Here is a 22,604-nt window from a genome sequence, read left to right as displayed (position 1 = left end):
AAGGGCGCCATCTGGCGCCCTTGTCGGTTATCAGCCCTCGCCGAAATCGTAATTCATTTCCCGGCCCGGGGCCTGAAGGTAATAGCCCTGGATATAGTTCACTCCGGCCTGCCAGAGTGTGGCCAGGATGCTGGCGTTCTCCACCAGCGGAATGATGGAGAGCTTGCCGGAATTCTGGAGGGTCTTGATCATTTCCTTCACCTGGGCCTTGGCGTTGTCGCTCTTCTGGATTTCCTCGGTGAAGGAGCCGTCCAGTTTCACAAAGTCCGCGTTCACATGCTTGAAGGTGTTGAAGGGATTCAGGGCGCAGCCGAACTGGGAAATTGACACTTTGCAGTGCAGCTCGTGAACCGCCTTGGTAAATTCCTTGACCTGCTTCATGTAGTTGTTGGCATCTCCCTCCCGAACCTGGAGGATCAGGACATCGCCGGGCAGCCTCACCGCCTTGAGGGCCACGCTCAGCCAGGGAGTGAAGGTCTTGTCCTGAAGGGTCTCTGCCGTGATATTGATGAACAGGCGGGTGTCATGGCCGTGGGAGCGGTGGTTGGCCAATTGCTTGATCGTGTTCAGGATCACCCAGCGATCGATCTTGATCGCGGTCTCGCTGGGGCCTAAAGGCGGCAGGAAGTCATAGGGCGAGACTTCCTGGCCGTCCTTGTCGAGCATGCGCACGAAGGCTTCGTAATGCTCCTCACCTTCACCGCGCAGGTTGATGATTGGCTGAAACAGGAGGCGGAAACTGTTGTCCTCGAGGGCTTTCTGGATAGTCTCCACGGAGTTGCTGGAATCGAGGGTCTCATAGTCTGCCGGGTTGTAGACCAGTACACTATTGCCCTGGGCGTGGCCATCCTGCTTTTTGACATCGGAAGAGGCGGTGTGGGCACGGCCAAGCAGTTCTTCGGCCTTGGGTGAGTTCTCTGTAATCGCCGCTACACCGATACTGACCGTCATCGGAACGGTTCTGCCATTGATATCAAACAGGTTGTCTTCGATGGCCTTTCGAACCCGTTCAGCCCGTTCCTCCATGTTTTTTTCGTCACAGGGCAGGCACATCATGCAGAAGGCATCATCGCTCAGTCGTGCCAGGGTTGCGTCTTCTCCTGCGGTTTCCTTAAGTAGTGCCGCCAGGTCGCCGAGCAGCAGATCGGCTCCCGCAATGCCCACCTGACCCTTCATGGTGATGAAGTTATCGAGCGCGATGTAGGCCAGAGCACCGGTCTGGTTGTCCTTGCCGGCCCGGGCAATGGTTTCTGAAAGGGCGTCCATCAGGTACTGCCGGTTGTAGAGACCGGTGAGTAGGTCCTGGCTGCTGATCTGACGGAGTTTCTCTTCCAGTTCGGCATCGCTGTGCTCGGGCTGGAGTACAATCTGGGTGCAGAATTCACCATCGTAGGTGGCTGAAGATACGCTCATGGTGACCTTCAGTTCCTGATCATCGCTGCGCCGGGCCGTGCAGTTGAGAGCCATGCCGTCCTCGCCCTTTTCGGTGAAGCGCTTCATGAATTCCTTGTACCGCTCCTGACTTTTGGGGGTCAGCGTATCGAGGACCGGGATGCAGATCAGCTCATCGATATCGTCGTAGCCGAGGAAGTCCATGTAGGACTGGTTGGCATAGATATGCATACCGTCATTGATATAGGCAATGGCGTCCTTGGAGCTTTCCAGCAGCAGCTGGCAGCGCTGTTCCGCTTCCCGGAGGTGAGACTCCAGCACGCGCCGGCGCCGGCGCTCTTCCAGGGCGGAAATCTCACGATTGACGGTCAGCACCAGCTGGTTCGTATAGTCGAAGGGCACTGCATCCTGTGCACCGGCCTTCATAATGCCTACTTTCCGCTCCCGGCTTTCTTCAGCCATCAGCAGGATGAACGGGATGTCCTTGTCCATCCGGCGAACCATCGCCAAAGCCTCGTCGGCACCGAACTCGTCATCTACATCCCGGGCCAGCAACAGATCCCAATTGCCGGATTTCAGAACCTCTTCAAGATCTTCTTCCGAGGTGATGCGATGGGCTCGTGTGGCCTTCCCGGAATTCCTCAGCAGGCTGACCAGTGTTTCGGCATCATTTTGAGATGGATCAAGAATCAGTAGGTGTACGGTGGCGTTCTTTTTCTGCATTCGTAAGGGGTCTCGTGCTACTCGTTTGCGGAGCCGGCTCCGGGGCAGCATTAAGATCTGTTTTTAAACAGTGCCTTGAGGAAAACTGCTTGCCGAGAGTCAGGGGCCGGTCTGTCACTTATGCAGAATGATGCAGGGGATAGGGGGTAATAACAACCCTCTGTTTGGCCAGTTCGCTACCTGCGTCTCGCTTATCAGAGCGACGGCCACAGCGAATCAAACTCATCCTCACTGGCCACTGGTGCATCTGACTGGCTGGCGATGTTCAGCGGGGCATTGTTTTGAAGTTTCAGTTCGAACTGGCTGATACTGCCTGTGGATGAGACTTTGCGACCGAGTGTGCCCTGGTCCTGTCTGCCGTCGTGCAGCAGGGAGATCCGGCTCCCGGACTGGAACGGCAGTCGGGGGGTAATCAGGGTGGCGGCCTGGTTGACCACGCAGATTTCCGGCAGCATTAAACCCCGGAGGTATTCGCTGTTGTTTCCGATTTTCTGGAGTAACCGGACACCGCATGGGGCGGCGCTGGGTGCCAGCAGTTCAATGCCCACCTGGGTGCCCTGGTATTTGACCTGCCGGATCCAGCGCACAACGGCGATGCTCCAGGGATGGGATTGCTGTTCTCGCACGCCGAGGATCTCACCGGCCTGAATGGACGGCGGCACATTGGCTTCCCAGCCAACGCAGTAGCCGCCGGGGCTGGTGTTGATCAGCAGGGCCTCATGGGAACGGGGCAGGTTTTTCTCCGCAACCGGCTCTGCGGCGGGCTTGCCGAAATAGCTACCACGGAAGTTGATCGGGGTGTCGGGCGAGGAGTGCCGCTCCTCGCTGGGGCCGGCATCATGGGCGCCGGCCCAGGCGTCTTCCGCTTTCTTCGCTTCAGTCAGGAAGTGGTTGTCTTCTTCCTCCCGGATGCTGGCATTGCCGCTGACAAACTCCGTGAAGGACTTTTCTCCAGCGATGAAGTAATGGACTGCCGTGAGACCGACGCAGACCTCTAGGGTGCCCTGGCTGGCGACGCGGTTGAAGTTCCGCTTGGCCAGGATGCCAAGGGCCTGGCTCAGGTGAGTCAGCAGGGTGTCGCTGACATTGGCCAGGATACGCAGGGGGGTCTCTTTTTCCTGGTGCGAGCGCCGGGCCTGGAGCGTCTCGGAAACCATGCTTGACAGGTCGCGCGTGTCGAAACCGAAACTCTCGTCACCGGGCTGGTTATCAATCAGGCTCCGGTAGATCGGGGGATTGTCGCGCTCCATGTTCACCACAAACAAGCTGTCTTCACCAATATCCGGGCCACACCGGGTTTGTTCCGTCCAGGTCTCGAACAGTTCATAGGCCAGGCTGAGCTCGGACTGCCTCAGCTGGTTGGGGCGGGCGCAACCGAGCAACAGGACCCGCTTGTAACTGTCAGCCAGGGAGCTGGTGCGACGGGACTTCAGGGTGTTGTCTTCGATCTGAAGATGGGCCATGCCATTGCGATGGGCGAAACGGTAAAGGCGATGACATTCCAGCCAGCTGCGGGCAGGACTGGGGCAATAAAGCTGGTGAGAGCGCAGGATGGTGGCGGACAGTTCCGAGATGGCCCGGTGAATCGCCATGGTGACCGGCTTACGGTTCTTGTCCAGACCACCGTTGTCGAGGCCGTCCAGGATGCAGAGCTTGTAACCGGTGGCCAGGTGCATTTGCAGGGCCTGGGCCAGGTTGGCAATCTTGCGCTGCTTCTCCGGAAGGGCGACGGCCAGCCCCAGGTAATGCCGGGACAGCTCGTTGCAGACATAGTGGATTTTCTCCCGGATCAGTTCCAGGAACTGCAACCTCTGCTGGGGTGCGGCTGAGAGGTGGTTCAACTCGATGATCGCATGGTAGAGCTGCCGGGAAACCTCGCCAATGTTGGCCATGGGCAACTGCTCCACCCAGTTGCGGAAGGGCTTTGGCGCCGTTTCGCAAAAGGACAGGGTTGTGGTTTTCTGTTCCGGTACTCGTAGATCAGGTTTCAGGATCGTGCCTTCCATGAATTCGCGCCAATGTCCGGGCCACCGTCGGTTTCCCTTATGTTTTTATTTGTAACCACCAGTCGACTCTAAAATAGCAAACGGTCGGCGAAAAGCGAGAAGATCATCAGTTAACAAACTTTGACAAGTGATCGGGCGGTCAGGTTTGTGATCTTGCTCACGGCCACAGGTCCAGAGGGGACTTGCTTCCCTCGCCCGGAACCTCCCGCACCAGTTTCGGAACCAGAAATCCCGGCAGCCGTTTGAGTAATGCCCGCACCAGCTCACGGGCTTCATTATCGCCGACATCGAAGTGATGTGCACCGGCCACGGGATCAAAGGCATGAAGGTAGTAGGGCATGACCCCGGCATCAAACAGGGTTTCACTCAGCTCCTCAAGAACGTCCGCGCTATCGTTGACGCCCCTGAGGATCACGCTCTGGTTCAAGAGAGTAGCTCCGGCCGAGCGCAGGTAACCCAGGGCCCGGCGGGTCGGCTTGTCGATCTCGGCGAAATGGTTGATGTGCAGCACGATGACCACCTGCAATGGTGAACTGCTGATCCACTTGAGCAGGGTGTCGCACACACGCTGGGGAATCACCACCGGTAGCCGGGTGTGCAGCCGGATTCTCCGGATGTGCGGCACGCTTGCAATATCCGTCGCCCAGCGGGCAAGCAGGCGATCATTGACCGCCAGAGGGTCGCCGCCGCTGAATATGACCTCGTTGATTTCCGGGCTGTCCGTGAGCGTGCGCAGCACCTGGTCCCGATCCCCGGGCGTGAGACGCTGCTCCTCGTAGGGGAAATGCCGGCGAAAGCAGTAGCGGCAATTGATGGCGCATTGGCCCGTGACCATCAGCAGCGCCCGGCTTCGATATTTCCGGATCAGCCCGGTAGTCTGGATAGCGCCACCCTCCTGAAGCGGATCCCGGATAAAACCGCACACCTCGGCCGCCTCGTCCATTCGCGGCAAAACCTGGCGCAGCAGCGGATCGTCGGGGTTCCCGGGTGTCATACGGGCAATAAAGGGCTCCGGTACCCGGATCGGAAACAGCCGGTGTCCGGCCCGCGCTCCCTCCAGCCAGGATTCGGAGGGCAGGTTCAGCCGTTCCAGCAGTGCCTCGGGCGTGATCACCGAGGCAGACAGCAGCTCCTGCCAGCTTCGGGAGTCCTGTTCACAGATGTGGGCTTCTATACGGGCGGGGGTTCGCTGTATCATAGCGACCTTTGAAATTTTAACGACATTGTGTCAGGTGGACATTTCATGGCTTCATATTCTACCAACGAATTCCGCGGCGGTCTTAAGGTTTTGCTGGATGGCGACCCCTGTATCATTCTCGAGAATGAGTTCGTAAAGCCGGGCAAGGGTCAGGCCTTCAACCGGGTTAAACTGCGGAACCTGATGACCAACCGCGTCTGGGAGCGGACCTTCAAGTCCGGTGAGAGCCTGGAGGCCGCCGACGTTATCGACCAGGACATGGAGTACCTTTACACCGACGGTGAGTTCTGGCACTTCATGAAGACCGACGGATCTTTCGAGCAGTATCCGGCGGACGCCAAGGCCGTGGGCGATACCGTCAAATGGCTCAAGGAACAGGACGTGTACACCGTTACCCTGTACAACGGTGCTCCCCTGACCGTAACCCCGCCTAATTTTGTCGAGCTGGAAGTGGTGGATACCGATCCGGGCATGAAAGGCGACACCGCCCAGGGCGGCTCCAAGCCGGCAACCCTTTCCACCGGTGCCGTGGTCAATGTTCCTCTGTTCATCACTATCGGCGAAGTGCTGAAGGTTGATACCCGGACCGGCGAGTACGTCAGCCGCGTCAAGAGCAGCTGATTCGGTAATGACTGATCAACCTGTCTGGCAGCCCGCTGCCTCGCAGGCTGCCCTGGAAAGCCGTGCACAACAACTGGCGTTTGTGCGCGGCTTTTTTGCGCAAAGAGGGGTGATGGAAGTCGAAACCCCGGTGCTGGGGCGCTGCGGCGTGACCGACGTGAATCTGGACGGCATCCCGGCGCAGGTATCCGCCTCCGGCTTCGAGGGTGGCTGGCTGCAGACCTCCCCAGAATACCACATGAAACGCCTGCTGGCCGACGGGGCTGGTCCGATCTATCAGGTCTCGAAGGTCTTCCGCAATGGCGAGCGTGGGCGGCGCCACAACCCGGAATTCTCGATGCTGGAATGGTACCGGCCGGGATTCGATGACCGGGAACTGATGACCGAGGTCTCCGACCTGGTATGCGGATGGCTGGGCTGCGAGCGACCGGAGATCATGTATTACCGGGACGCCGTGAAGACCTGGGCTCACGTGGATCCGTTCGAGTCCACGGAACGGGAGCTGATGCGCCGCTGCGAGGAATGGCTGGAGCCGGAACAGCTGGCAGGACTTGGCCGCGATGGCTGCCTGGACCTGCTGATGAGCTTTGCTGTCGAGCCGAATCTCGGCGTTGAGCGCCCGGCGATTATCACCGGCTATCCGGCTTCCCAGGCGTCACTGGCAAGGGTATCGGAACATCAGGGCTACCCCGTGGCTCACCGTTTCGAGCTGTATGTCCGGGGGTTGGAGCTGTGCAACGGCTACTGGGAACTGACCGATCCGGTCGAGCAACGGCGCCGGTTCGAGGCGGATAACCATCAACGCCGATTGTCCGGAAAACCTCAAATGCCGATCGACGAAGCCTTCCTGGCGGCGCTGGAGCAAGGCTTACCGGACTGCGCCGGGGTGGCCCTGGGGCTGGACCGGCTGCTCATGCTCAAGCTCGGAGCAACCGATATCTCGGAGGTGCTGGCCTTCCCGATCGAGCGCGCCTGAGTTCAGGCAAGCTCGCCGAAGGCCTCGCCCATGCGCACGGTCTTGCCGGCAACCTGATCCCCGTTCCAGCTGACAGTACCCCTGGGCATTACCATGATCACCGTGGAGCCCAGCCGGAACCGGCCCATCTCCTCGCCCTTGGCAAACTCCCGGGCCTGCTCGCCCTCATACTGGAAGTCAGTTACGAGACCGTTGCCCGGCACCACGACGCCGGACCATGTGGTTTCGACACTCCCAACAATCATCGCGCCCACCAGCACCATCGCCATGGGCCCGGCGTCGGTATCAAAGATACAGACCACCCGCTCGTTGCGGGCAAACAGGTTCGGCACGTTCTCCGCCGTAACCGGATTCACCGAGAAAAGCTTGCCGGGGATGTGCACCATTTCCCGCAGCTTGCCCGCCATGGGCATGTGAATACGGTGATAGTCGCTGGGAGCGAGGTAAATGGTGGCGAACTCGCCTTCGGAAAATGCTTCGGTGCGCTGCAGGTTATCGCCCAGCAATTCATTGAGGCTGAAAGACTGCCCCTTGGCCTGGAAAACCCGGTCACCAGTCACCTGGCCCAGCTGGGAAATCTTGCCGTCCACCGGACTGACAAGGGTCTTCTCACCCTCGGCAATGGGGCGGATGCCCGGCTTCAGCGCCCGCGTGAAGAACGCATTGAAACTCGGATAAGCGGTCGGGTCCGGCTCCGCGGCTTCACTCATGTCCACGCCGTAGCGGCCGATAAACCAGTTCACCACACGGTTCTTCAAAGCCGGATTGCCCTCGCTGTCCGCAAACCGACCGGCAAGGCGTGAGACGGCCAGTTGCGGCGTAACGTACTGGCTCAGAACGAACAGTTTATCGAGCATTGAAACGAACCCTTTGCTTGAGAAGGCGCGCAGTTTAGCAAAACGGCGTAGGGGTGTAGAAACGGTTTTGCCGCTTTGCGACTCAGTCCACTCTCAGGCCTCGGGCCTGCTGCTCGGTCATGTCCGCCAGAATCCGGTGAAAGCTCTTCAGCCGCTCCAGACTGATCCGCCCCTCCGCGGCCGCCGCCTCCAGGGCGCAACCGGGATCCCCCATGTGCCGGCAATTCCGGAATTTGCACATGCCAATCAGCTCCCGGATCTCCCGGAAACCATACTCGATCTCCTGCGGCGTCATGTGCCACAGCCCGAACTCCCGGATACCCGGCGAATCAATCAGATCCCCGCCCAGGGGCAGGTGGAAAAGCTTGGCCGTCGTGGTGGTGTGGATCCCCTTGCCGGTACTCTCCGAAACCGCCCCGACCCGAAGCGATTCCCCCGGCAGTAGCGTCTGGATAATCGACGACTTGCCCACGCCTGACTGACCGACAAACACACTGGTCTGATCCTTCACCAGCGCCGCAACCTCCGGCGCCGGCTCATTACCGGATTCAGCGGCCGACGTGCGCACGACCTCATAACCGAGGTCCTCATACCGGGAGAGTAATTCCTCGATCTGCTCCCGATTCTCCTCAGTAATCAGATCCGTCTTGTTGAGCAGAATCACCGCCGGAATATCACTGGTCTCCGAAGCCACCAGATACCGGTCAATCAGGTTATCGTGAGGTTCCGGCTCCGGGGCAATCACCAGAATGATGTGATCAATATTCGCCGCCACCGGCTTCAGGGCTCCGAAATTGTCCGGCCGCTGCAGCAGATTCTGCCGGTCGCAACGGGCGACAATCACCCCGGTCTCACTCTTGCCCTTGCGCCAGATCACCCGGTCGCCGGTCACCAGACTGTCGATGTTGGCCCGGACAAAACAGCGGAAAACCGTTCCGGAATCTTCGCCCTCCAGGGCCTCCACATCCAACTGCTGGCCATAATGGGCGATGATCAGACCTTCTTGCTCCGGCCCCAGCTCACCGGCCTCGGCCTGCTGTTCAATGGCCTTTTCCTTTTTGGCAGCACGGGCAGCCCGTTCCTGCTGGATCTTCTTGATCCGCCACTGTTGCTGTTTGTTCAGTCGCCGTTTTGCCATAAATGATAAGAGAGATCCCGTGAAAGTTCGTCATCGACCGTGCCATCATACTGGAATCACTTGTGGGTCGCTGTAGTATGTTGAAGACCTTAAAGACTATATCTCCGGATTATGAGCTAGCGGTGGGGTAGCCTCTTCGGGAATGTTGAAGGCCAAGGATGGCCTGAAACAAGCGCACATGGACGTGCTCGTAGCGGTTCCCGAAGAGGCTACCCCGCTGCTAGCCTGCCCCCAAATCAGAAGGTTAGGAACACATGTCAGAAGGCAACCGCCTAGTTTGGATCGACCTGGAAATGACCGGCCTCGATCCGGAAAAAGAACGCATCATCGAAATGGCCACCATCATCACCGATGCTGAACTTAACATCATCGCCGAAGGCCCGGTCATCGCCGTCCATCAACCGGACAGCCTGCTGGAGGCCATGGACGAATGGTGCACCAACACCCACGGAGCCAGCGGCCTCACCAAACGCGTCAAAGAAAGCACCATCACCGAAACGGCAGCCGAACAGGAAACCCTCGTGTTCCTCAAAAAACACGTGGGCCCCGGCGAATCACCCCTGTGCGGTAACAGCATAGGCCAGGACCGCCGTTTCCTGGTCAAGTACATGCCGGAACTGGAAGCTTTCTTCCACTACCGCAACCTCGACGTCTCCACCGTCAAAGAACTGGCCCGCCGCTGGCGCCCCGACGTACTCGACGGCGTGAAGAAAAAAGGCAGCCACCTCGCTCTGGACGACATCCGCGACTCCATCAACGAGCTGCGTCACTACCGCGATCACTTCTTCAAACTGTAAGCCCGTGCTGGCGTAACGCCCAATGCACATGCTCACGGACCATCTCTGACCGGTGGTCCGCCCGCTGCTTCAAGGCTTCCACCACCGGAATGGTGGTCGGCGCATTGCCCAGGCCAACCGCCAGATTCCGGAGCCAGCCCTCGTAACCGGTGCGCCGGATCGCCGACCCCTCCGTTCGCTTCAGGAACTGTTCCTCCGTCCACAGGAACAGCTCCGCCAGCGAACTGTTATCGAGCCCATGCCTGGGCTGGAAATCCTGCTCCGCCGTCGGCTTGCTGAACTTGTTCCATGGGCAGACCAGCTGGCAGTCGTCACAGCCGAACACCCGGTTGCCCATCTTCGGGCGCAATTCCTCAGGAATCGAGCTTTTCAGCTCAATAGTCAGGTAGCTGATACAGCGACGGGCATCCAGCAGGTGAGGGCCAACAAAGGCGTCCGTGGGGCAGACCTCCAGGCAGGCGGAGCAACTGCCACAGTGTTCCGTTTCGAAGGGCGGGTCCACAGGGATTGGTGCACTGGTAAAAATCTCGCCCAGAAAGAAAAACGACCCGGCCTTCGGATGAATCAGCATGTTGTTCTTCCCGATCCAGCCCAGTCCCGCCCGCTGGGCCAGTGCCCGTTCAAGAACCGGGGCGCTGTCGACAAAAGCCCGGTACTCGAACCCGCTCACAGCTTCGTCAATCCACTTTGCCAGGGTGGCCAGGCGCTTGCGCATCAGCTTGTGATAGTCCCGCCCCAGGGCATAACGGGTAACGTAGGCGGTTTCCCGGTCAGTGAGCGCTTGTTTCGGGTTATCCGGTGCCGGCAGGTAGTCCATCCGCACCGAGATGATCCGGGCCGTGCCGGGCACCAGCGACGTCGGGGTGTATCGCTTGTCCCCGTGGTGGCCCATATACTCCATTTCGCCTTGGTAATCCTCCGCGAGCCAGGCGTTCAGGCGATCGGCGTGGGGCCCGGTGTCCGGCAGGGTGATGCCGGCATCGGCGAAGCCCAGCTGTTGTGCCCATTGCCGGATTTTACCCGGGAAATCATCGAGTTCGGGCTGTGCTGGCGGAGATTCTCTCGGTTCGGTCATGGTTGTGTTGTCAGCGGGTGTGGTCCGGGTGAATTCACTGTGGAAGTTTAATTTGATTAAGTTATGACCTTTTTCCCCGTTTTGCTATGCTTTACAGGTATCTGGCCAATTTTCTTAAACCGGTTTCTGTAACGGGAGCTCAGGCTCATGCCGCCCATCTCTGCCCACAGTCTACCAGACGACCTCTATTCCGCCGATGCTGTGCGGCAGATGGACCGCTACGTGATTGACGAACTGGGCGTGGACGGTTTCGAGTTAATGCAGACCGCAGCCCACGCTGCTTTCCGTCGCCTGGTCCGGCGTTGGCCCGACTGTGGCCCGGTACTGGTGCTGTGTGGCGCGGGCAACAACGGCGGTGACGGCTACCTGGTGGCGGCCAACGCCAAGCGGCACGGACTGACTGTGTCCTGCATTGCCGTAGCCCCGACCGAAAAACTCGCCGGTGATGCCCGCAAGGCCTGGCAGAAGGCCGTTGCTGATGGCGTTGAGGTACGTGAACTATCGGTGGCGGATGAGCCCGCACTCGACGCCTCGTTTGAGCATGCCGGCCTGATTGTCGATGCCCTGCTCGGGACCGGTGTGTCCGGAGCTCCCCGGGAGCCGTTTTCCGGTGTCATTGCCCGTTGCAATGCCAGTGGCGTACCGGTGCTGGCGGTGGATGTGCCGTCGGGTCTGAATGCGACGACCGGTGTTGCCGACGGTGATGTGGTCCGGGCAACGATGACCGTTACCTTTATCGGTCTCAAATCCGGGCTGTTCACCGGGCAGGGACCGGCGGTATGTGGCGAGGTTGTGTTTGATTCGCTAGGTACAGACAACGACATCGATGCCAGTGGCCAGTCTCCCGTGGCTTGTTTGCGGAACTTGGACTCCGTTGGGCGCTGGCTCCCGGAACGTGCGGCGAACGCCCACAAGGGGAGGTTCGGGCATGTGCTCATTATCGCCGGGGACCGCGGGTTTGGCGGCGCCGGCCTGATGGCGGCAGAAGCGGCAGTCCGTTCCGGGGCTGGCCTGGTCTCGCTGGCAACGCGGCCGGAGCATATCTCGGCGGCACTGGCTCGCTGTCCATCGGTGATGGTGCACGGCCTTATTCACGGGTCCGAACTGCCGCCGCTGCTTGAAGCGGCGTCGGTTGTGGTGTGCGGACCGGGCATCGGCAAGAGTGCCTGGGGGCAGCAGATGCTCCAGCAGGTGTTGGCCAGTGACAAGCCAAGAGTGCTGGATGCCGATGCCCTGAACCTGATGGCGGCCCGGGTCGCCGTGCCCTTCGTCCATCAGGTGCTGACGCCGCATCCTGGCGAGGCCGCCCGGTTGCTCGGTTGCACCGTTTCCGAAGTCGAGGTTGACCGGATGGCAGCGGTGTGCAAGCTGCAGTCCATCTTTGGTGGGGTGGTTCTGCTCAAGGGCGCGGGAACCGTGATTGCCTCTGGTAGCCAGACGGTGGATATTATCAGCGGCAGTAACCCGGGAATGGCCACCGGCGGTATGGGTGATGTCCTGGCTGGAATGCTCGGGGCCATGTGCGGTCAGCTGGATGACCTGGCCCGGGCGACCATTCTTGGGGCCTGTGCCCATCTGGCGGCGGCTGACCGGGCCTCGGAATCCCGCGGTTACACCGGGCTGATACCCGCCGATGTGATCGATAACCTGCCGTCGGTTTTCCGGCAGATTGAATTTTCCGATGTTCAGAAACGGGTGGATGGATGACGATTTACGGTGACGAGCGCCGCCTGTTTCTGGAAGGTGAGGCGGAGACCGAGAAGCTCGGTCGGGAACTGGCCCGTCTGGTCATCCAGTCCGGTCAGGGGTTGACGGTATTCCTGGACGGCGACCTCGGCATGGGTAAAACCACCCTGAGTCGTGGTGTCATGCGTGGCCTCGGGCATGAGGGGGCGGTAAAAAGCCCGACCTATACCCTGGTAGAGCCCTATGAGCATCTGAAGCCGCCGGCCTATCATTTTGATCTGTATCGCCTGGGCGATCCGGAGGAACTTGAGTACATGGGTATCCGGGATTATTTCTCGGGAGATAACCTGTGCCTGATTGAATGGCCGGAGCGGGGCAAGGGCGTCCTGCCGGAGCCGGATCTGGAGATCCACCTGGAGCGGGAAGAGGACGGCCGGTCCGTCATTATCCGGGCCCGTTCGGCCCAGGGAGCCCATTTGATGAACGAGCTGGAACTGGTTGGTCCGGAACATTGACGACCGGTGATAACTGATCTTTTGCAGGTAAGCGGTATGTTCAAGGGAAAACGCAGCCTTATCAATTTGTTGGCGCTGTTCACAACCTGGTCTCTCGCATGGGGAGCGGCAGCTGGTGACCGTGTCGAGGGTGCGCGGATCTGGCCCGCGCCGGACCACACCCGCCTGGTGCTGGACGTGACCGGCCCGCTGCAACACAACATCTTTTCCCTGAGTGGGCCTTCACGGTTGGTGATTGACCTGAGTAACGCCTCGCTCAAGGCAGACCTGGACAAGCTGGATCTCTCGGGTAGTCCGATCCAGCGGATTCGCAGCGCGCCACGGAACGGGAATGACCTCCGGGTAGTGCTCGACCTCAGAAGCGATATCAAACCACGCAGCTTCCAGCTGGAACCCAACCAGCAGTATGGCCATCGACTGGTCGTGGACCTGATCGATGAGAATGGCAGCCGGCTCGAACGGGCCACCCAGCCGACGGTGACCCAGGACTCGGGTGGCAAGCGGGATGTGATTGTGGTGATTGATGCAGGCCATGGTGGCGAGGATCCGGGCGCGATCGGCCCGAGGGGCACCCGGGAAAAGGATGTGGTCCTGAAAATGGCGAAGACCCTTGAGAGCCTGATAAACAAACAGCCGGGCTACACGGCAAAGTTGACCCGCACGGGTGACTACTACGTTGGCTTGCGGAACCGGACGTTGCTGGCCCGGAAGTACAATGCCGATCTGTTTGTGTCGATCCATGCCGATGCCTTCCGGACACCCCAGCCAAATGGAGCGTCCGTTTTTGCCCTGTCCCAGCGCGGGGCCACCAGTGAAACGGCCCGATGGCTGGCGCAGAGCGAGAATCGATCCGACCTGATCGGGGGCACCGGTGGTGTGTCTCTCGAAGGAAGGGACGACATGCTGGCAGGGGTACTTCTGGACCTGTCCATGACCGCCAGCATCAATGCCAGCCTCGGATTAGGTGGTTCGGTGCTGGGCAAGCTCGATAACGTTGCCAGGTTGCATAAGCCGGGCGTGGAGCAGGCGGCATTCGTGGTGCTGAAATCGCCGGATATTCCGTCCATCCTGGTCGAAGCGGGCTTCATCTCCAATCCCCAGGAAGAGAAGAACCTGGCAACGGACTGGTACCGCAGTCGCCTGGCCGGTGCCATCATGGGCGGCATCAACGACTATTTCCGCAAGACTCCGCCGCCAGGCACGCTGTTGGCCTGGCAGAAGCAGAATGGCAAGGGTGGCAACGACGTCAGTCAGTACCGGATCCGGCGCGGGGACACCCTGTCCCAGCTGGCCAAGGAAAACCAGATTTCCGTTAACGAGTTGATGCGACTTAACGGCTTGAGTGATGACCGTGTTATGGTAGGGCAAACCATTCGTATCCCCGCATCCTGAGCAAGAGGTTTTCCCGAAACATGCCCCACATTCATTTGCTCTCTCCCCGGCTGGCGAACCAGATAGCCGCGGGTGAGGTGGTGGAGCGTCCCGCATCGGTCGTCAAGGAATTGGTTGAAAATGCCCTGGATGCCGGTGCCAGACGGGTCGATGTCGAGATAGAGCAGGGCGGCGCCAAGCTTATCCGCGTCCGTGATGACGGCAGTGGTATCGAGGAAGATGACCTGCCTCTGGCCCTGAGCCGCCACGCAACCAGCAAGATCACCAGTCTCGATGATCTCGAAGCCGTAGCTTCCCTCGGGTTCCGGGGCGAGGCGTTGGCCAGTATCAGCTCAGTCTCCCGGTTGACCCTGACTTCCAGGGCCGAAAACCAGGAAGCGGCCTCCCGGGTGGAGGTCGAGGGTCGTGAAATGGATGCCAGGATTTCTCCCGCGGCCCATCCGGTGGGTACCACCGTGGAAGTCCGGGACCTGTTCTTCAATACGCCGGCCCGGCGGAAATTCCTTCGTACCGAGAAGACCGAGTTCAATCATGTCGACGAATGTATCCGTCGGCAGGCCCTGAGCCGGTTCGATACCGGGTTCACCCTGCGTCATAACCAGCGAGTGGTGCAGAGCCTGCGACCGGCCGAATCCGCGCTGGACCGTGAGCGCCGTATTGGAGCCCTCTGTGGCCAGCAGTTCATCGACAATGCCGTGGTCATTGATGCCGAGGCCACCGGGCTGCGGCTCTGGGGCTGGGTTGCGCTGCCGACGTTTTCCCGGAGCCAGTCGGATCTGCAGTACTTCTTCGTTAACGGCCGGGTGATCCGGGACAAACTGGTGGCCCATGCGGTGCGCCAGGCCTATCGGGATGTGCTGTATAACAACCGTCACCCTGCCTTTGTGCTGTACCTGGAAGTGGACCCGGCCACGGTGGACGTGAATGTGCATCCCACCAAGCACGAGGTGAGGTTCCGGGACGGTCGTCTTGTGCACGATTTCATTTTCCGGACCCTGCATCGGGCGCTGGCGGATGTCCGGCCCGATGATCATTTCCGCGGTGCGGTGGCGCAGTCCGTCGGGCGGGAAGCCGCGGCCCAGCCGACAGGTATGGAGAGTGCTGGAGCTCCGAACGCACAACAGGGTTGGTCTTACCCGCCACGGGAAAGCGCGAGTCAGGCTTCTCCGGCTCCTTCCGGTTTTGGAGGGGAGCGGCCACCGATGCCGCGGCAGGAATGGCGGGCCAGCGATCAGATGGCGTTTTATCAGTCCCTCAACGCCGGCGGCGGAGTTGAGGCCGAGTCCTCCGCTGGTTCAGCGGGGCTGGCACAGGTACAGGCAACCCCCCCCGCCGATAGCGAGGAAGAACCACCCCTGGGCTATGCCATCGCCCAGCTACACGGAATCTATATCCTGGCCCAGAGTCGTGCCGGCCTGATTGTGGTGGATATGCATGCGGCCCATGAACGCATCACCTACGAGCGAATGAAGCGGGCGCTGGCGGAGCAGGACCTGAAAAGCCAACCGCTGCTCGTGCCGGTATCCATGGCGGTCAGCCAGAAAGAAGCGGCGCTCACGGAAACCCACGGCGAAGGGTTGCAGCAACTGGGCCTGCAAATCGAGCGGATCGGGCCGGAAACCCTTGCGGTCCGGCAGGTTCCGGCGCTCCTGCGTGGAGCCGATGCCGAGCAGCTGGTGCGGGATGTGCTGGCGGACCTGATCGAGCATGGCCAGAGTGACCGGGTCGAGGCCGTCACCCACGAACTGCTGGGCACCATGGCCTGCCACGGCTCGGTCAGGGCGAACCGCCAGCTGACCATCCCGGAAATGAATTCCCTGCTTCGGGACATGGAGGCAACGGAGCGGAGTGGTCAGTGCAATCACGGGCGTCCCACCTGGACCCTGGTGACCCTCGGCGAGCTCGACAAACTGTTCCTGCGCGGGCGTTGAGGATGTTGAGAGAGCCCCGATGACGAACAGTGAAACCCCGGGCAAGCACCCGCCCGCCATCTTCCTGATGGGGCCAACCGCCTCGGGCAAGACCGACCTGGCTATCGCCCTGTGTGAACACCTGCCCTGTGACATCATCAGTGTTGATTCTGCCCTGATCTACCGGGGAATGGATATCGGCACGGCCAAACCTACCGCCGAAGAACTGGCCCGGGCGCCGCACCGGCTCATTGATATTTGTGATCCTTCAGAGATCTATTCCGCCGCCGACTTCCGCCGCGACGCTCTGGCTGAAATGAAGAAAATCACCGCAGCCGGGCGCATTCCGCTGCTGGTGGGTGGCACCATGATGTATTTCAAGGCCCTGCTGCACGGCATGTCCGGATTGCCGTCTGCGGATCCCGAGTTGCGGGCCCGGCTGGAGCGCGAGGCGAAGGAAAAGAGCTGGCAGGCTCTTCATGAAGAGTTGCAGCAGAAGGACCCGGCGGCGGCCCGACTCATCCATCCCAATAACCGGCAACGACTCATGCGGGCGCTGGAGGTGATCCGGCTGACCGGCAAGCCTATTTCGGCGTTCTGGCAGGTGGAAAACGGGTCATCGGGGCAATCGTCGGGAGCCGGCGTCGAGGATTACACCTATTTCACGCGGTGGCAGGCAGACGAAGGGAGCGCTCTGCCGTATACTGTTATCCAACTTGCAATCGCTCCGAGTGAGCGGAAAGTGCTTCATGAACGAATAGAGCTGCGTTTCCACCGAATGCTGGAAGCCGGTTTTCTTGATGAAGTCCGGGCTCTTATGGCCCGGGGTGACCTCGATCCGGAACTGCCCTCCATGCGCTGTGTCGGCTACCGGCAGGCATGGGAATATCTGGCCGGTGACAGTGATCGTGAAGAGTTTGTGGGCAGGGGCGTTGCCGCTACCCGCCAGCTGGCGAAACGGCAGCTTACCTGGTTGAGGAAATGGTCCGATGTCCACTGGCTTGACAGTGACGATAAAATGGTCGCCGCAAAAGCCTTGAAAAAGCTTGGACTTCGCACCACATTAAAATCTGAATAACGACGATCTGCATCTACTTAAATAACAGGAGAACACACATGTCAAAAGGGCACTCCTTACAAGACCCTTACCTTAATGCATTGCGCAAGGAGCGCATCCCGGTTTCCATCTTTCTGGTCAACGGCATCAAGCTTCAGGGCCAGATTGAGTCTTTCGACCAATTCGTGATTTTGCTGAAAAACACTGTCAGCCAGATGGTCTACAAGCACGCGATTTCTACTGTAGTTCCTGCCCGCAATGTTCGCATTCCGCAGCAGGCTCCGGGAGGAGAGGGCGAGTCTGAAGACTGAGCCAGCCGCTTTCCCGGTATTGCCACCCGCGTTTCCGAAGAGCCGTTCCACGGCTTCAGGTGCGCGGGTGTTTGTTTTTCTGAGGGGTCGATTCTGATGACCCGGGAGTCTGTACACGTTGTTTGAGCGTCCTGATGTCGGCGAACGGGCGGTTCTGGTTCACATTGACTTCACCGCCTATGAGGATTCCGAAGACCTGGAGGAATTCCGGGAGCTGGTGACCTCTGCCGGCGTGGAGCCGGTGACTGTTATTTCCGGTTCGCGCAAGCAGCCGAGCCCGCGATTGTTTGTGGGTGAAGGCAAGCTGGAAGAGATCCGTGATGCCATTGTCGCTTTCGAAGCGGATGTGGTGCTGTTCAATCATGCCCTGAGTCCGAGTCAGGAGCGCAATATCGAGCGTGAGCTCAAGTGCCGGGTGCTGGATCGCACCGGAGTCATTCTCGATATCTTTGCCCAACGGGCCCGGACCCACGAGGGCAAGCTGCAGGTGGAGCTGGCCCAGCTCGAGCATATGTCCACGCGACTGGTGCGCGGCTGGACCCACCTCGAGCGGCAAAAGGGTGGTATCGGCCTGCGGGGGCCCGGTGAAACCCAGCTCGAAACCGACCGTCGCTTGTTGCGTGAGCGAATCAAGTCCATCCACAAGCGCCTGGAAAAGGTCCGCAGACAGCGGAATCAGGGGCGCCGTGCCAGGCACAGGGCTGATATTCCCACGGTCTCGCTGGTCGGCTACACCAACGCTGGCAAGTCCACCCTGTTCAACCGGCTGACTACCTCCACCGTCTACGCGGCCAACCAGTTGTTCGCAACCCTCGACCCGACACTGCGCCGGCTGGAACTTCCGGATATCGGGCCGGTCGTATTGGCGGACACGGTCGGATTCATCCGGCACCTGCCGCACAAGCTGGTGGAGGCCTTCCGGGCGACGCTGGAGGAGACCACCGAAGCGAGCCTTCTCCTGCATGTAATTGACTGTCACGATGGTCGTCGCGACGATAACATCGAACAGGTTGAAAACGTCCTGGCTGAGATCGGTGCGGACGAAATTCCCGTATTACAGGTGTCCAACAAGATTGACTTGCTGGACGGGTTTGCCCCCCGCATTGACCGCAACGAAGAGGGAATTCCGGTGCGGGTCTGGGTGTCGGCGGTCAGCGGCGAAGGTCTCGATGTTCTGTTCGATGCCATTGTTGAGCGACTGGCTGAGGACGTTGTGCATTATTTCGTATTGCTCGGCCCCGCTGATGGCAAGTTGCGGGCCTTGTTGCACGAGGCCGGTTCCGTGCTCAGTGAAGAACACCGGGAAACGGGTGACAGTGTGGTTGAAGTCCGCTTGCAGAACCGGGACTGGCTCCAGCTGCTGAGCCGGGCGGGCGTGAAAGAACATGAGATTCGCCTTGAACTTAGCCACGCCTGAGAGCGTAAACGGTTGCCGGGGCGAGTATAAATCCCTAGTATTTGCAGCCATTCGACAAGTATAGGAACGGAGAGCACTATGGCCTGGAACGAACCGGGTGGAAACCGTAACGACAACGATCCCTGGGGGACCGGTGGTGGTCGTCGCGGCGGCAATGATCAGGGGCCGCCAGATCTCGACGAGGCGCTGAAAAAGGGCCTGGACAAGCTTAACAAGATGTTGGGCGGCAAAGGCGGCAAGTCGGGAGGCGGCGATAGTGGCTCTGGTGGCACTGCTGGAGGCTTCGGTGCTGTGATCGCCCTGGCGGCGATACTGGTCGTCGGTTATATCGTTTACCAATCCTTTTACACCGTGGACGAGCAGGAGCGGGCCGTCGTTCTTCGTTTCGGTGAGTATTCCCGTACCGAAGATCCGGGGCTCCGCTTCAAGGTGCCCCTGATCGATGACGTGCGCAAGGTTCGGGTAACCAACGTACGTAGCGCCGAATCCGCGGGCCAGATGCTGACCCAGGACGAAAATCTGGTGACCGTTGACCTGCAGGTGCAGTATCAGGTCAGCGATGCCCGGGATTATGTGCTGAACGTGCGTGACTCCAACCAGGCGCTGGCGTTTGCCACTGACAGTGCGTTGCGCCATGAAGTGGGTAGCGCCACCCTGGACGACGTGCTTACCGAGGGCCGAGCCGAGCTGGCCATCAACGTAGAACAGCGCCTCCAGGCGTTTCTGAAGGATTATGGTGCTGGTCTTCGGATCGTTCGCGTCAACGTCGAAAGCACCCAGCCACCTGCGCCGGTCCAGGATGCCTTCCGGGAAGTTCAGCGTGCCCGGGAAGATGAGCAACGCTCCATCGAGGAAGCCGAGACCTATCGGAACAAGATCGTTCCCGAGGCTCGCGGTAAGGCCCAGCGCATGATCGAGGAGGCGAATGCCTACAAGTCCCGGGTCGTCGAGATGGCGCGTGGTGAAACCGCCCGTTACCTGGACCTGCTGGCAGTCTATTCCGATGCGCCCCGGGTGACCCGCGAGCGAATGTACATTCAGGCGCTGGAGAACGTGATGTCCAACACCAGTAAGGTGTTTGTGGATACCAAGTCTTCCAGCAACATGATGTACCTGCCGCTGGATCAGATGATCAAGCGCAACACGGTGACCAGTGGTCGGGATGGGGCCGGTAATACCGGTTCCATGGACGGCCAGGTTGATATCCAGTCACTGACCGACGAAGTACTGCGCGAGCTGCGCAGTCGTCAGGCTACCAATTCCAGAACGGGGAGATAATCCATGGGTCCGAAGAGTATTATCGGCCTTGCCGGTGCCTTGATCGTTGTTCTGGTGGTTTCGGCCAGCGTCTACATCATCCCGGAAACCCACCGTGGCGTGCTGCTGCGCTTTGGTGAGTTGATTGAAACCAACATTCCTGCGGGCATCCACTTCAAGGTGCCGGTGATTGATAATGTGCGCCAGTTTGACGTCCGTGTGCTGACCATGGATCTTCCGGCCCGTCAGTACCTGACCGTCGAGAAGAAACCCCTGGACGTGGACTCCTACATCGCCTGGAAGATCGCTGACGTTGATACCTTCTACCGGTCAACCGGGGGGGACGAGTTCCGGGCGCAGTCCCTGCTGTCCTCCCGGGTCGATAACGGCCTGCGGAACGAGTTCGGTGTGCGGACCATGCACGAGGTGGTCTCGGGTCAGCGCGATGAGCTGATGCACTCCCTGCGGGACCAGGTGAACGAGACGTCCGTCTCCGAATTCGGTATCCGGGTGCTGGATATCAGGGTCAAGGCAATCGAGTTGCCGCAGCAGGTCAGCGAGAACGTCTACCGCCGGATGGCGACCGAGCGGGAAAAGCTGGCCCAGGAATTCCGTTCCCGTGGTCGTGAGGCTGCAGAAGGTATCCGTGCCGATGCTGATCGCCAGCAGACGGTCATTGTGGCTGAGGCCTTTTCCAAGTCCGAACAGCTGCGCGGTGAGGGCGATGGCCAGGCGGCCCGAATCTACGCCGATGCCTACAGCCAGAACGAGGACTTCTACAGCTTCTACCGTAGCCTGACGGCGTACCAGAGCGCGTTCGCCAGCAAGGATGACATCATGATCATTGACTCGGACAGCGACTTCCTCAGGTTCCTGAAGGATCCTCAGGGCGCTACCAACTGATCCGGGTTTGAAGCACGAAACCGGAATACCTTCGTATTCCGGTTTTTTTGTGCCCGACAACCGTGTAAAATTCGGCCGGTTTTGTATCGGGTTTTTCTGACCCACGACTTCGCCGCAAATCCTGAGTGCTCCCCCCAGCCATCTGGCTGTTGCGGGAATAACAGACAACGGAATCTCATGACAGTATCTGATCGCTGGTTACTGCCGGACGGGGTAGAGGACATTCTGCCGCCTCTGGCCGGACGGATCGAATCCCTGCGCCGGGACGTAATGGATACCTGCCAACGCTGGGGCTACCAGCTGGTCATCCCGCCCCTGATCGAATACCTCGAATCCCTGTTTACCGGCACCGGGCATGACCTGGAACTGCAGACCTTCAAGCTGACCGACCAGCTCACGGGCCGGATGATGGGGGTTCGGGCGGATATGACTCCCCAGGCCGCCCGCATTGATGCCCATACCCTGGGCCAGGAAGGTATTACCCGTCTGTGTTATGCCGGCCATGTGCTGCATACCCGACCGCGCCACATGCTGACCGGGCGCACCCCGATCCAGGCCGGTTGCGAGCTGTTTGGCAGTGCTTCCGAATCGGCCGATATGGAAGTGATCAGCCTGATGCTGGAAACCCTCCGGGTGGCCGGACTGCCCCGTATTCACCTGGATCTGGCCCATGTGGCGATTTACGAGAGTCTGATCGGTGAAGCGGATTTCGATCGGGACATCGAGGAAACGATCTTTGATGCCATGGCCCGGAAATCGGTACCGGAACTGGACGAACTCCTGGGTGACTGCCCGGAAGGTTCCGCCGGCGACCGGCTGCGGAAGCTCGCTCGTGTGAGCGGTGGCCCAGAGGCACTGGTCGAAGCGCGGAAGATCCTCAGCGGCGCGTCCGAGGCACTGGAAGCCGCCCTCGACAAGCTGGACCGTGTGGCGAACATGCTGACCCGGGACTTCCCGGAAGTGAGCTTCGGTTTCGATTTCTGTGAGCTCCGGGGCTACAACTACCACACCGGTCTGGTATTTGCCGCCTATGTGCCCGGCCACGGGGATTCCGTCGCCAAGGGCGGTCGCTACGATGCCATTGGCAGCGACTTTGGTCGTCCCCGCCCCGCCACCGGCTTCAGCCTCGACATCCGAGCCCTGGTATCCCTGGGCGAGCGGGCAGTACACAAGAGCGGCGCGGTTTGGGCGCCGGCAGACCAGGACCCGGCTCTGGAAGGGACAGTTTCGGACCTGAGAAAAACAGAAACGGTTATCCGGGCATTGCCGGAGGATGAGGGTTGTAACCCTGCCACCCGCGGGTGTGACCGGCAATTGGTGAAGAAGGACGGCGAGTGGATCGTCGAATCGCTGGACTGAATTGAGAGAGAATC

At 60.0% G+C, this 22,604-nt stretch carries 19 protein-coding genes; 13 read left to right on the top strand and 6 right to left on the bottom strand.

Annotated features, from left to right (window positions below; genetic code table 11):
• Positions 1-30: 30 nt before the first annotated feature.
• The 3 genes from R6W86_RS18750 to epmB all read right to left on the bottom strand — a co-directional run bounded on the left by R6W86_RS18750 (position 31) and on the right by epmB (position 5,319).
• Entirely contained in the window at positions 31-2,115 is a 2,085-nt protein-coding gene (locus tag R6W86_RS18750; RefSeq protein WP_410330864.1) for an EAL domain-containing protein, read from the bottom strand.
• A 194-nt stretch (positions 2,116-2,309) separates the two neighbouring features.
• A complete protein-coding gene (locus tag R6W86_RS18745) occupies positions 2,310-4,121 on the bottom strand; it encodes a GTPase (protein ID WP_410330863.1) in 1,812 nt (603 codons plus the stop codon).
• A gap of 157 nt (positions 4,122-4,278) precedes the next feature.
• Positions 4,279-5,319, bottom strand: coding sequence for an EF-P beta-lysylation protein EpmB (gene epmB / locus R6W86_RS18740; protein ID WP_410330862.1), 1,041 nt, complete (start codon positions 5,317-5,319; stop codon positions 4,279-4,281).
• 45 nt (positions 5,320-5,364) lie between these two features.
• Between epmB and efp the strand changes: the two genes are divergently transcribed.
• Together efp and epmA are read left to right on the top strand one after the other, a co-directional pair.
• A complete protein-coding gene (gene efp, locus R6W86_RS18735) occupies positions 5,365-5,940 on the top strand; it encodes an elongation factor P (protein ID WP_092001142.1) in 576 nt (191 codons plus the stop codon).
• Between the two features lie 7 nt (positions 5,941-5,947).
• Positions 5,948-6,916 carry an EF-P lysine aminoacylase EpmA gene (epmA, locus tag R6W86_RS18730; protein ID WP_410330861.1) on the top strand — a complete coding sequence of 323 codons (969 nt, stop codon included), beginning with the start codon at positions 5,948-5,950 and terminating at the stop codon, positions 6,914-6,916.
• A 2-nt stretch (positions 6,917-6,918) separates the two neighbouring features.
• On the opposite strand, the gene asd is transcribed toward epmA, so the two are convergent.
• Together asd and rsgA are read right to left on the bottom strand one after the other, a co-directional pair.
• Positions 6,919-7,773: an archaetidylserine decarboxylase gene (gene asd / locus R6W86_RS18725; protein WP_410330860.1), complete on the bottom strand. Its 855-nt coding sequence runs from the start codon at positions 7,771-7,773 to the stop codon at positions 6,919-6,921.
• Positions 7,774-7,855: 82 nt separating this feature from the next.
• A complete protein-coding gene (gene rsgA / locus R6W86_RS18720; protein ID WP_410330859.1) occupies positions 7,856-8,911 on the bottom strand; it encodes a small ribosomal subunit biogenesis GTPase RsgA in 1,056 nt (351 codons plus the stop codon).
• Positions 8,912-9,165: 254 nt separating this feature from the next.
• On the opposite strand from rsgA, the gene orn reads away from it, so the two are divergent.
• Complete coding sequence (gene orn, locus R6W86_RS18715) at positions 9,166-9,708, top strand: oligoribonuclease (RefSeq protein WP_410330858.1); 543 nt, start codon at positions 9,166-9,168, stop codon at positions 9,706-9,708.
• Here the strand turns inward: orn and queG are convergent.
• Positions 9,698-10,783 (bottom strand): tRNA epoxyqueuosine(34) reductase QueG, encoded by a 1,086-nt coding sequence (gene queG / locus R6W86_RS18710; protein ID WP_410330857.1) that lies wholly within the window; start codon positions 10,781-10,783, stop codon positions 9,698-9,700. The genes orn and queG overlap by 11 nt on opposite strands.
• Positions 10,784-10,930: 147 nt before the next feature.
• On the opposite strand from queG, the gene R6W86_RS18705 reads away from it, so the two are divergent.
• From R6W86_RS18705 to R6W86_RS18660, 10 genes are all read left to right on the top strand, one after another.
• Positions 10,931-12,490 (top strand): NAD(P)H-hydrate dehydratase, encoded by a 1,560-nt coding sequence (locus R6W86_RS18705; RefSeq protein WP_410330856.1) that lies wholly within the window; start codon positions 10,931-10,933, stop codon positions 12,488-12,490.
• Positions 12,487-12,984, top strand: coding sequence for a tRNA (adenosine(37)-N6)-threonylcarbamoyltransferase complex ATPase subunit type 1 TsaE (gene tsaE, locus R6W86_RS18700; RefSeq protein ID WP_410330855.1), 498 nt, complete (start codon positions 12,487-12,489; stop codon positions 12,982-12,984). Before R6W86_RS18705 ends, tsaE begins: the two co-directional genes overlap by 4 nt.
• 36 nt (positions 12,985-13,020) lie before the next feature.
• Positions 13,021-14,376 (top strand): N-acetylmuramoyl-L-alanine amidase, encoded by a 1,356-nt coding sequence (locus R6W86_RS18695; RefSeq protein ID WP_410330854.1) that lies wholly within the window; start codon positions 13,021-13,023, stop codon positions 14,374-14,376.
• A gap of 20 nt (positions 14,377-14,396) precedes the next feature.
• Positions 14,397-16,307, top strand: a complete 1,911-nt coding sequence (mutL, locus tag R6W86_RS18690) for a DNA mismatch repair endonuclease MutL (protein WP_410330853.1) — start codon at positions 14,397-14,399, stop codon at positions 16,305-16,307.
• Between the two features lie 19 nt (positions 16,308-16,326).
• The gene (gene miaA / locus R6W86_RS18685; protein ID WP_410330852.1) at positions 16,327-17,364 is read left to right on the top strand and encodes a tRNA (adenosine(37)-N6)-dimethylallyltransferase MiaA; all 1,038 of its coding nucleotides are present in this window, start codon (positions 16,327-16,329) and stop codon (positions 17,362-17,364) included.
• 38 nt (positions 17,365-17,402) lie between these two features.
• Positions 17,403-17,654 (top strand): RNA chaperone Hfq, encoded by a 252-nt coding sequence (hfq, locus tag R6W86_RS18680; RefSeq protein ID WP_008170056.1) that lies wholly within the window; start codon positions 17,403-17,405, stop codon positions 17,652-17,654.
• 118 nt (positions 17,655-17,772) lie between these two features.
• Positions 17,773-19,071, top strand: a complete 1,299-nt coding sequence (gene hflX, locus R6W86_RS18675) for a ribosome rescue GTPase HflX (protein WP_410330851.1) — start codon at positions 17,773-17,775, stop codon at positions 19,069-19,071.
• A 78-nt stretch (positions 19,072-19,149) separates the two neighbouring features.
• On the top strand, positions 19,150-20,349 hold the full coding sequence (gene hflK / locus R6W86_RS18670; protein ID WP_410330850.1) for an FtsH protease activity modulator HflK: 1,200 nt from the start codon (positions 19,150-19,152) through the stop codon (positions 20,347-20,349).
• A 3-nt stretch (positions 20,350-20,352) separates the two neighbouring features.
• Positions 20,353-21,231, top strand: coding sequence for a protease modulator HflC (gene hflC / locus R6W86_RS18665; RefSeq protein ID WP_410330849.1), 879 nt, complete (start codon positions 20,353-20,355; stop codon positions 21,229-21,231).
• A gap of 177 nt (positions 21,232-21,408) precedes the next feature.
• Positions 21,409-22,590 carry an ATP phosphoribosyltransferase regulatory subunit gene (locus R6W86_RS18660; protein ID WP_410330848.1) on the top strand — a complete coding sequence of 394 codons (1,182 nt, stop codon included), beginning with the start codon at positions 21,409-21,411 and terminating at the stop codon, positions 22,588-22,590.
• Positions 22,591-22,604 lie beyond the last annotated feature (14 nt).

Origin of the sequence: Marinobacter sp. (genome assembly GCF_046484525.1) — a bacterium.
Lineage (GTDB): Bacteria > Pseudomonadota > Gammaproteobacteria > Pseudomonadales > Oleiphilaceae > Marinobacter.
The sequence above is the reverse complement of the archived record's forward strand: the minus strand, read 5'-3'. Positions and strand labels throughout refer to the sequence as shown.

What these genes read in the sequence shown, in the direction of transcription:
- epmB (WP_410330862.1), bottom strand. Translation starts at nt 5,319, where the DNA reads ATGATACAGCGAACCCCCGCCCGTATAGAAGCCCACATCTGTGAACAG.
- efp (WP_092001142.1), top strand. Translation starts at nt 5,365, where the DNA reads ATGGCTTCATATTCTACCAACGAATTCCGCGGCGGTCTTAAGGTTTTG.
- hflC (WP_410330849.1), top strand. Translation starts at nt 20,353, where the DNA reads ATGGGTCCGAAGAGTATTATCGGCCTTGCCGGTGCCTTGATCGTTGTT.
- orn (WP_410330858.1), top strand. Translation starts at nt 9,166, where the DNA reads ATGTCAGAAGGCAACCGCCTAGTTTGGATCGACCTGGAAATGACCGGC.
- hfq (WP_008170056.1), top strand. Translation starts at nt 17,403, where the DNA reads ATGTCAAAAGGGCACTCCTTACAAGACCCTTACCTTAATGCATTGCGC.
- rsgA (WP_410330859.1), bottom strand. Translation starts at nt 8,911, where the DNA reads ATGGCAAAACGGCGACTGAACAAACAGCAACAGTGGCGGATCAAGAAG.
- epmA (WP_410330861.1), top strand. Translation starts at nt 5,948, where the DNA reads ATGACTGATCAACCTGTCTGGCAGCCCGCTGCCTCGCAGGCTGCCCTG.
- miaA (WP_410330852.1), top strand. Translation starts at nt 16,327, where the DNA reads ATGACGAACAGTGAAACCCCGGGCAAGCACCCGCCCGCCATCTTCCTG.
- R6W86_RS18695 (WP_410330854.1), top strand. Translation starts at nt 13,021, where the DNA reads ATGTTCAAGGGAAAACGCAGCCTTATCAATTTGTTGGCGCTGTTCACA.
- R6W86_RS18660 (WP_410330848.1), top strand. Translation starts at nt 21,409, where the DNA reads ATGACAGTATCTGATCGCTGGTTACTGCCGGACGGGGTAGAGGACATT.
- mutL (WP_410330853.1), top strand. Translation starts at nt 14,397, where the DNA reads ATGCCCCACATTCATTTGCTCTCTCCCCGGCTGGCGAACCAGATAGCC.
- R6W86_RS18750 (WP_410330864.1), bottom strand. Translation starts at nt 2,115, where the DNA reads ATGCAGAAAAAGAACGCCACCGTACACCTACTGATTCTTGATCCATCT.
- R6W86_RS18705 (WP_410330856.1), top strand. Translation starts at nt 10,931, where the DNA reads ATGCCGCCCATCTCTGCCCACAGTCTACCAGACGACCTCTATTCCGCC.
- R6W86_RS18745 (WP_410330863.1), bottom strand. Translation starts at nt 4,121, where the DNA reads ATGGAAGGCACGATCCTGAAACCTGATCTACGAGTACCGGAACAGAAA.
- tsaE (WP_410330855.1), top strand. Translation starts at nt 12,487, where the DNA reads ATGACGATTTACGGTGACGAGCGCCGCCTGTTTCTGGAAGGTGAGGCG.
- queG (WP_410330857.1), bottom strand. Translation starts at nt 10,783, where the DNA reads ATGACCGAACCGAGAGAATCTCCGCCAGCACAGCCCGAACTCGATGAT.
- asd (WP_410330860.1), bottom strand. Translation starts at nt 7,773, where the DNA reads ATGCTCGATAAACTGTTCGTTCTGAGCCAGTACGTTACGCCGCAACTG.
- hflK (WP_410330850.1), top strand. Translation starts at nt 19,150, where the DNA reads ATGGCCTGGAACGAACCGGGTGGAAACCGTAACGACAACGATCCCTGG.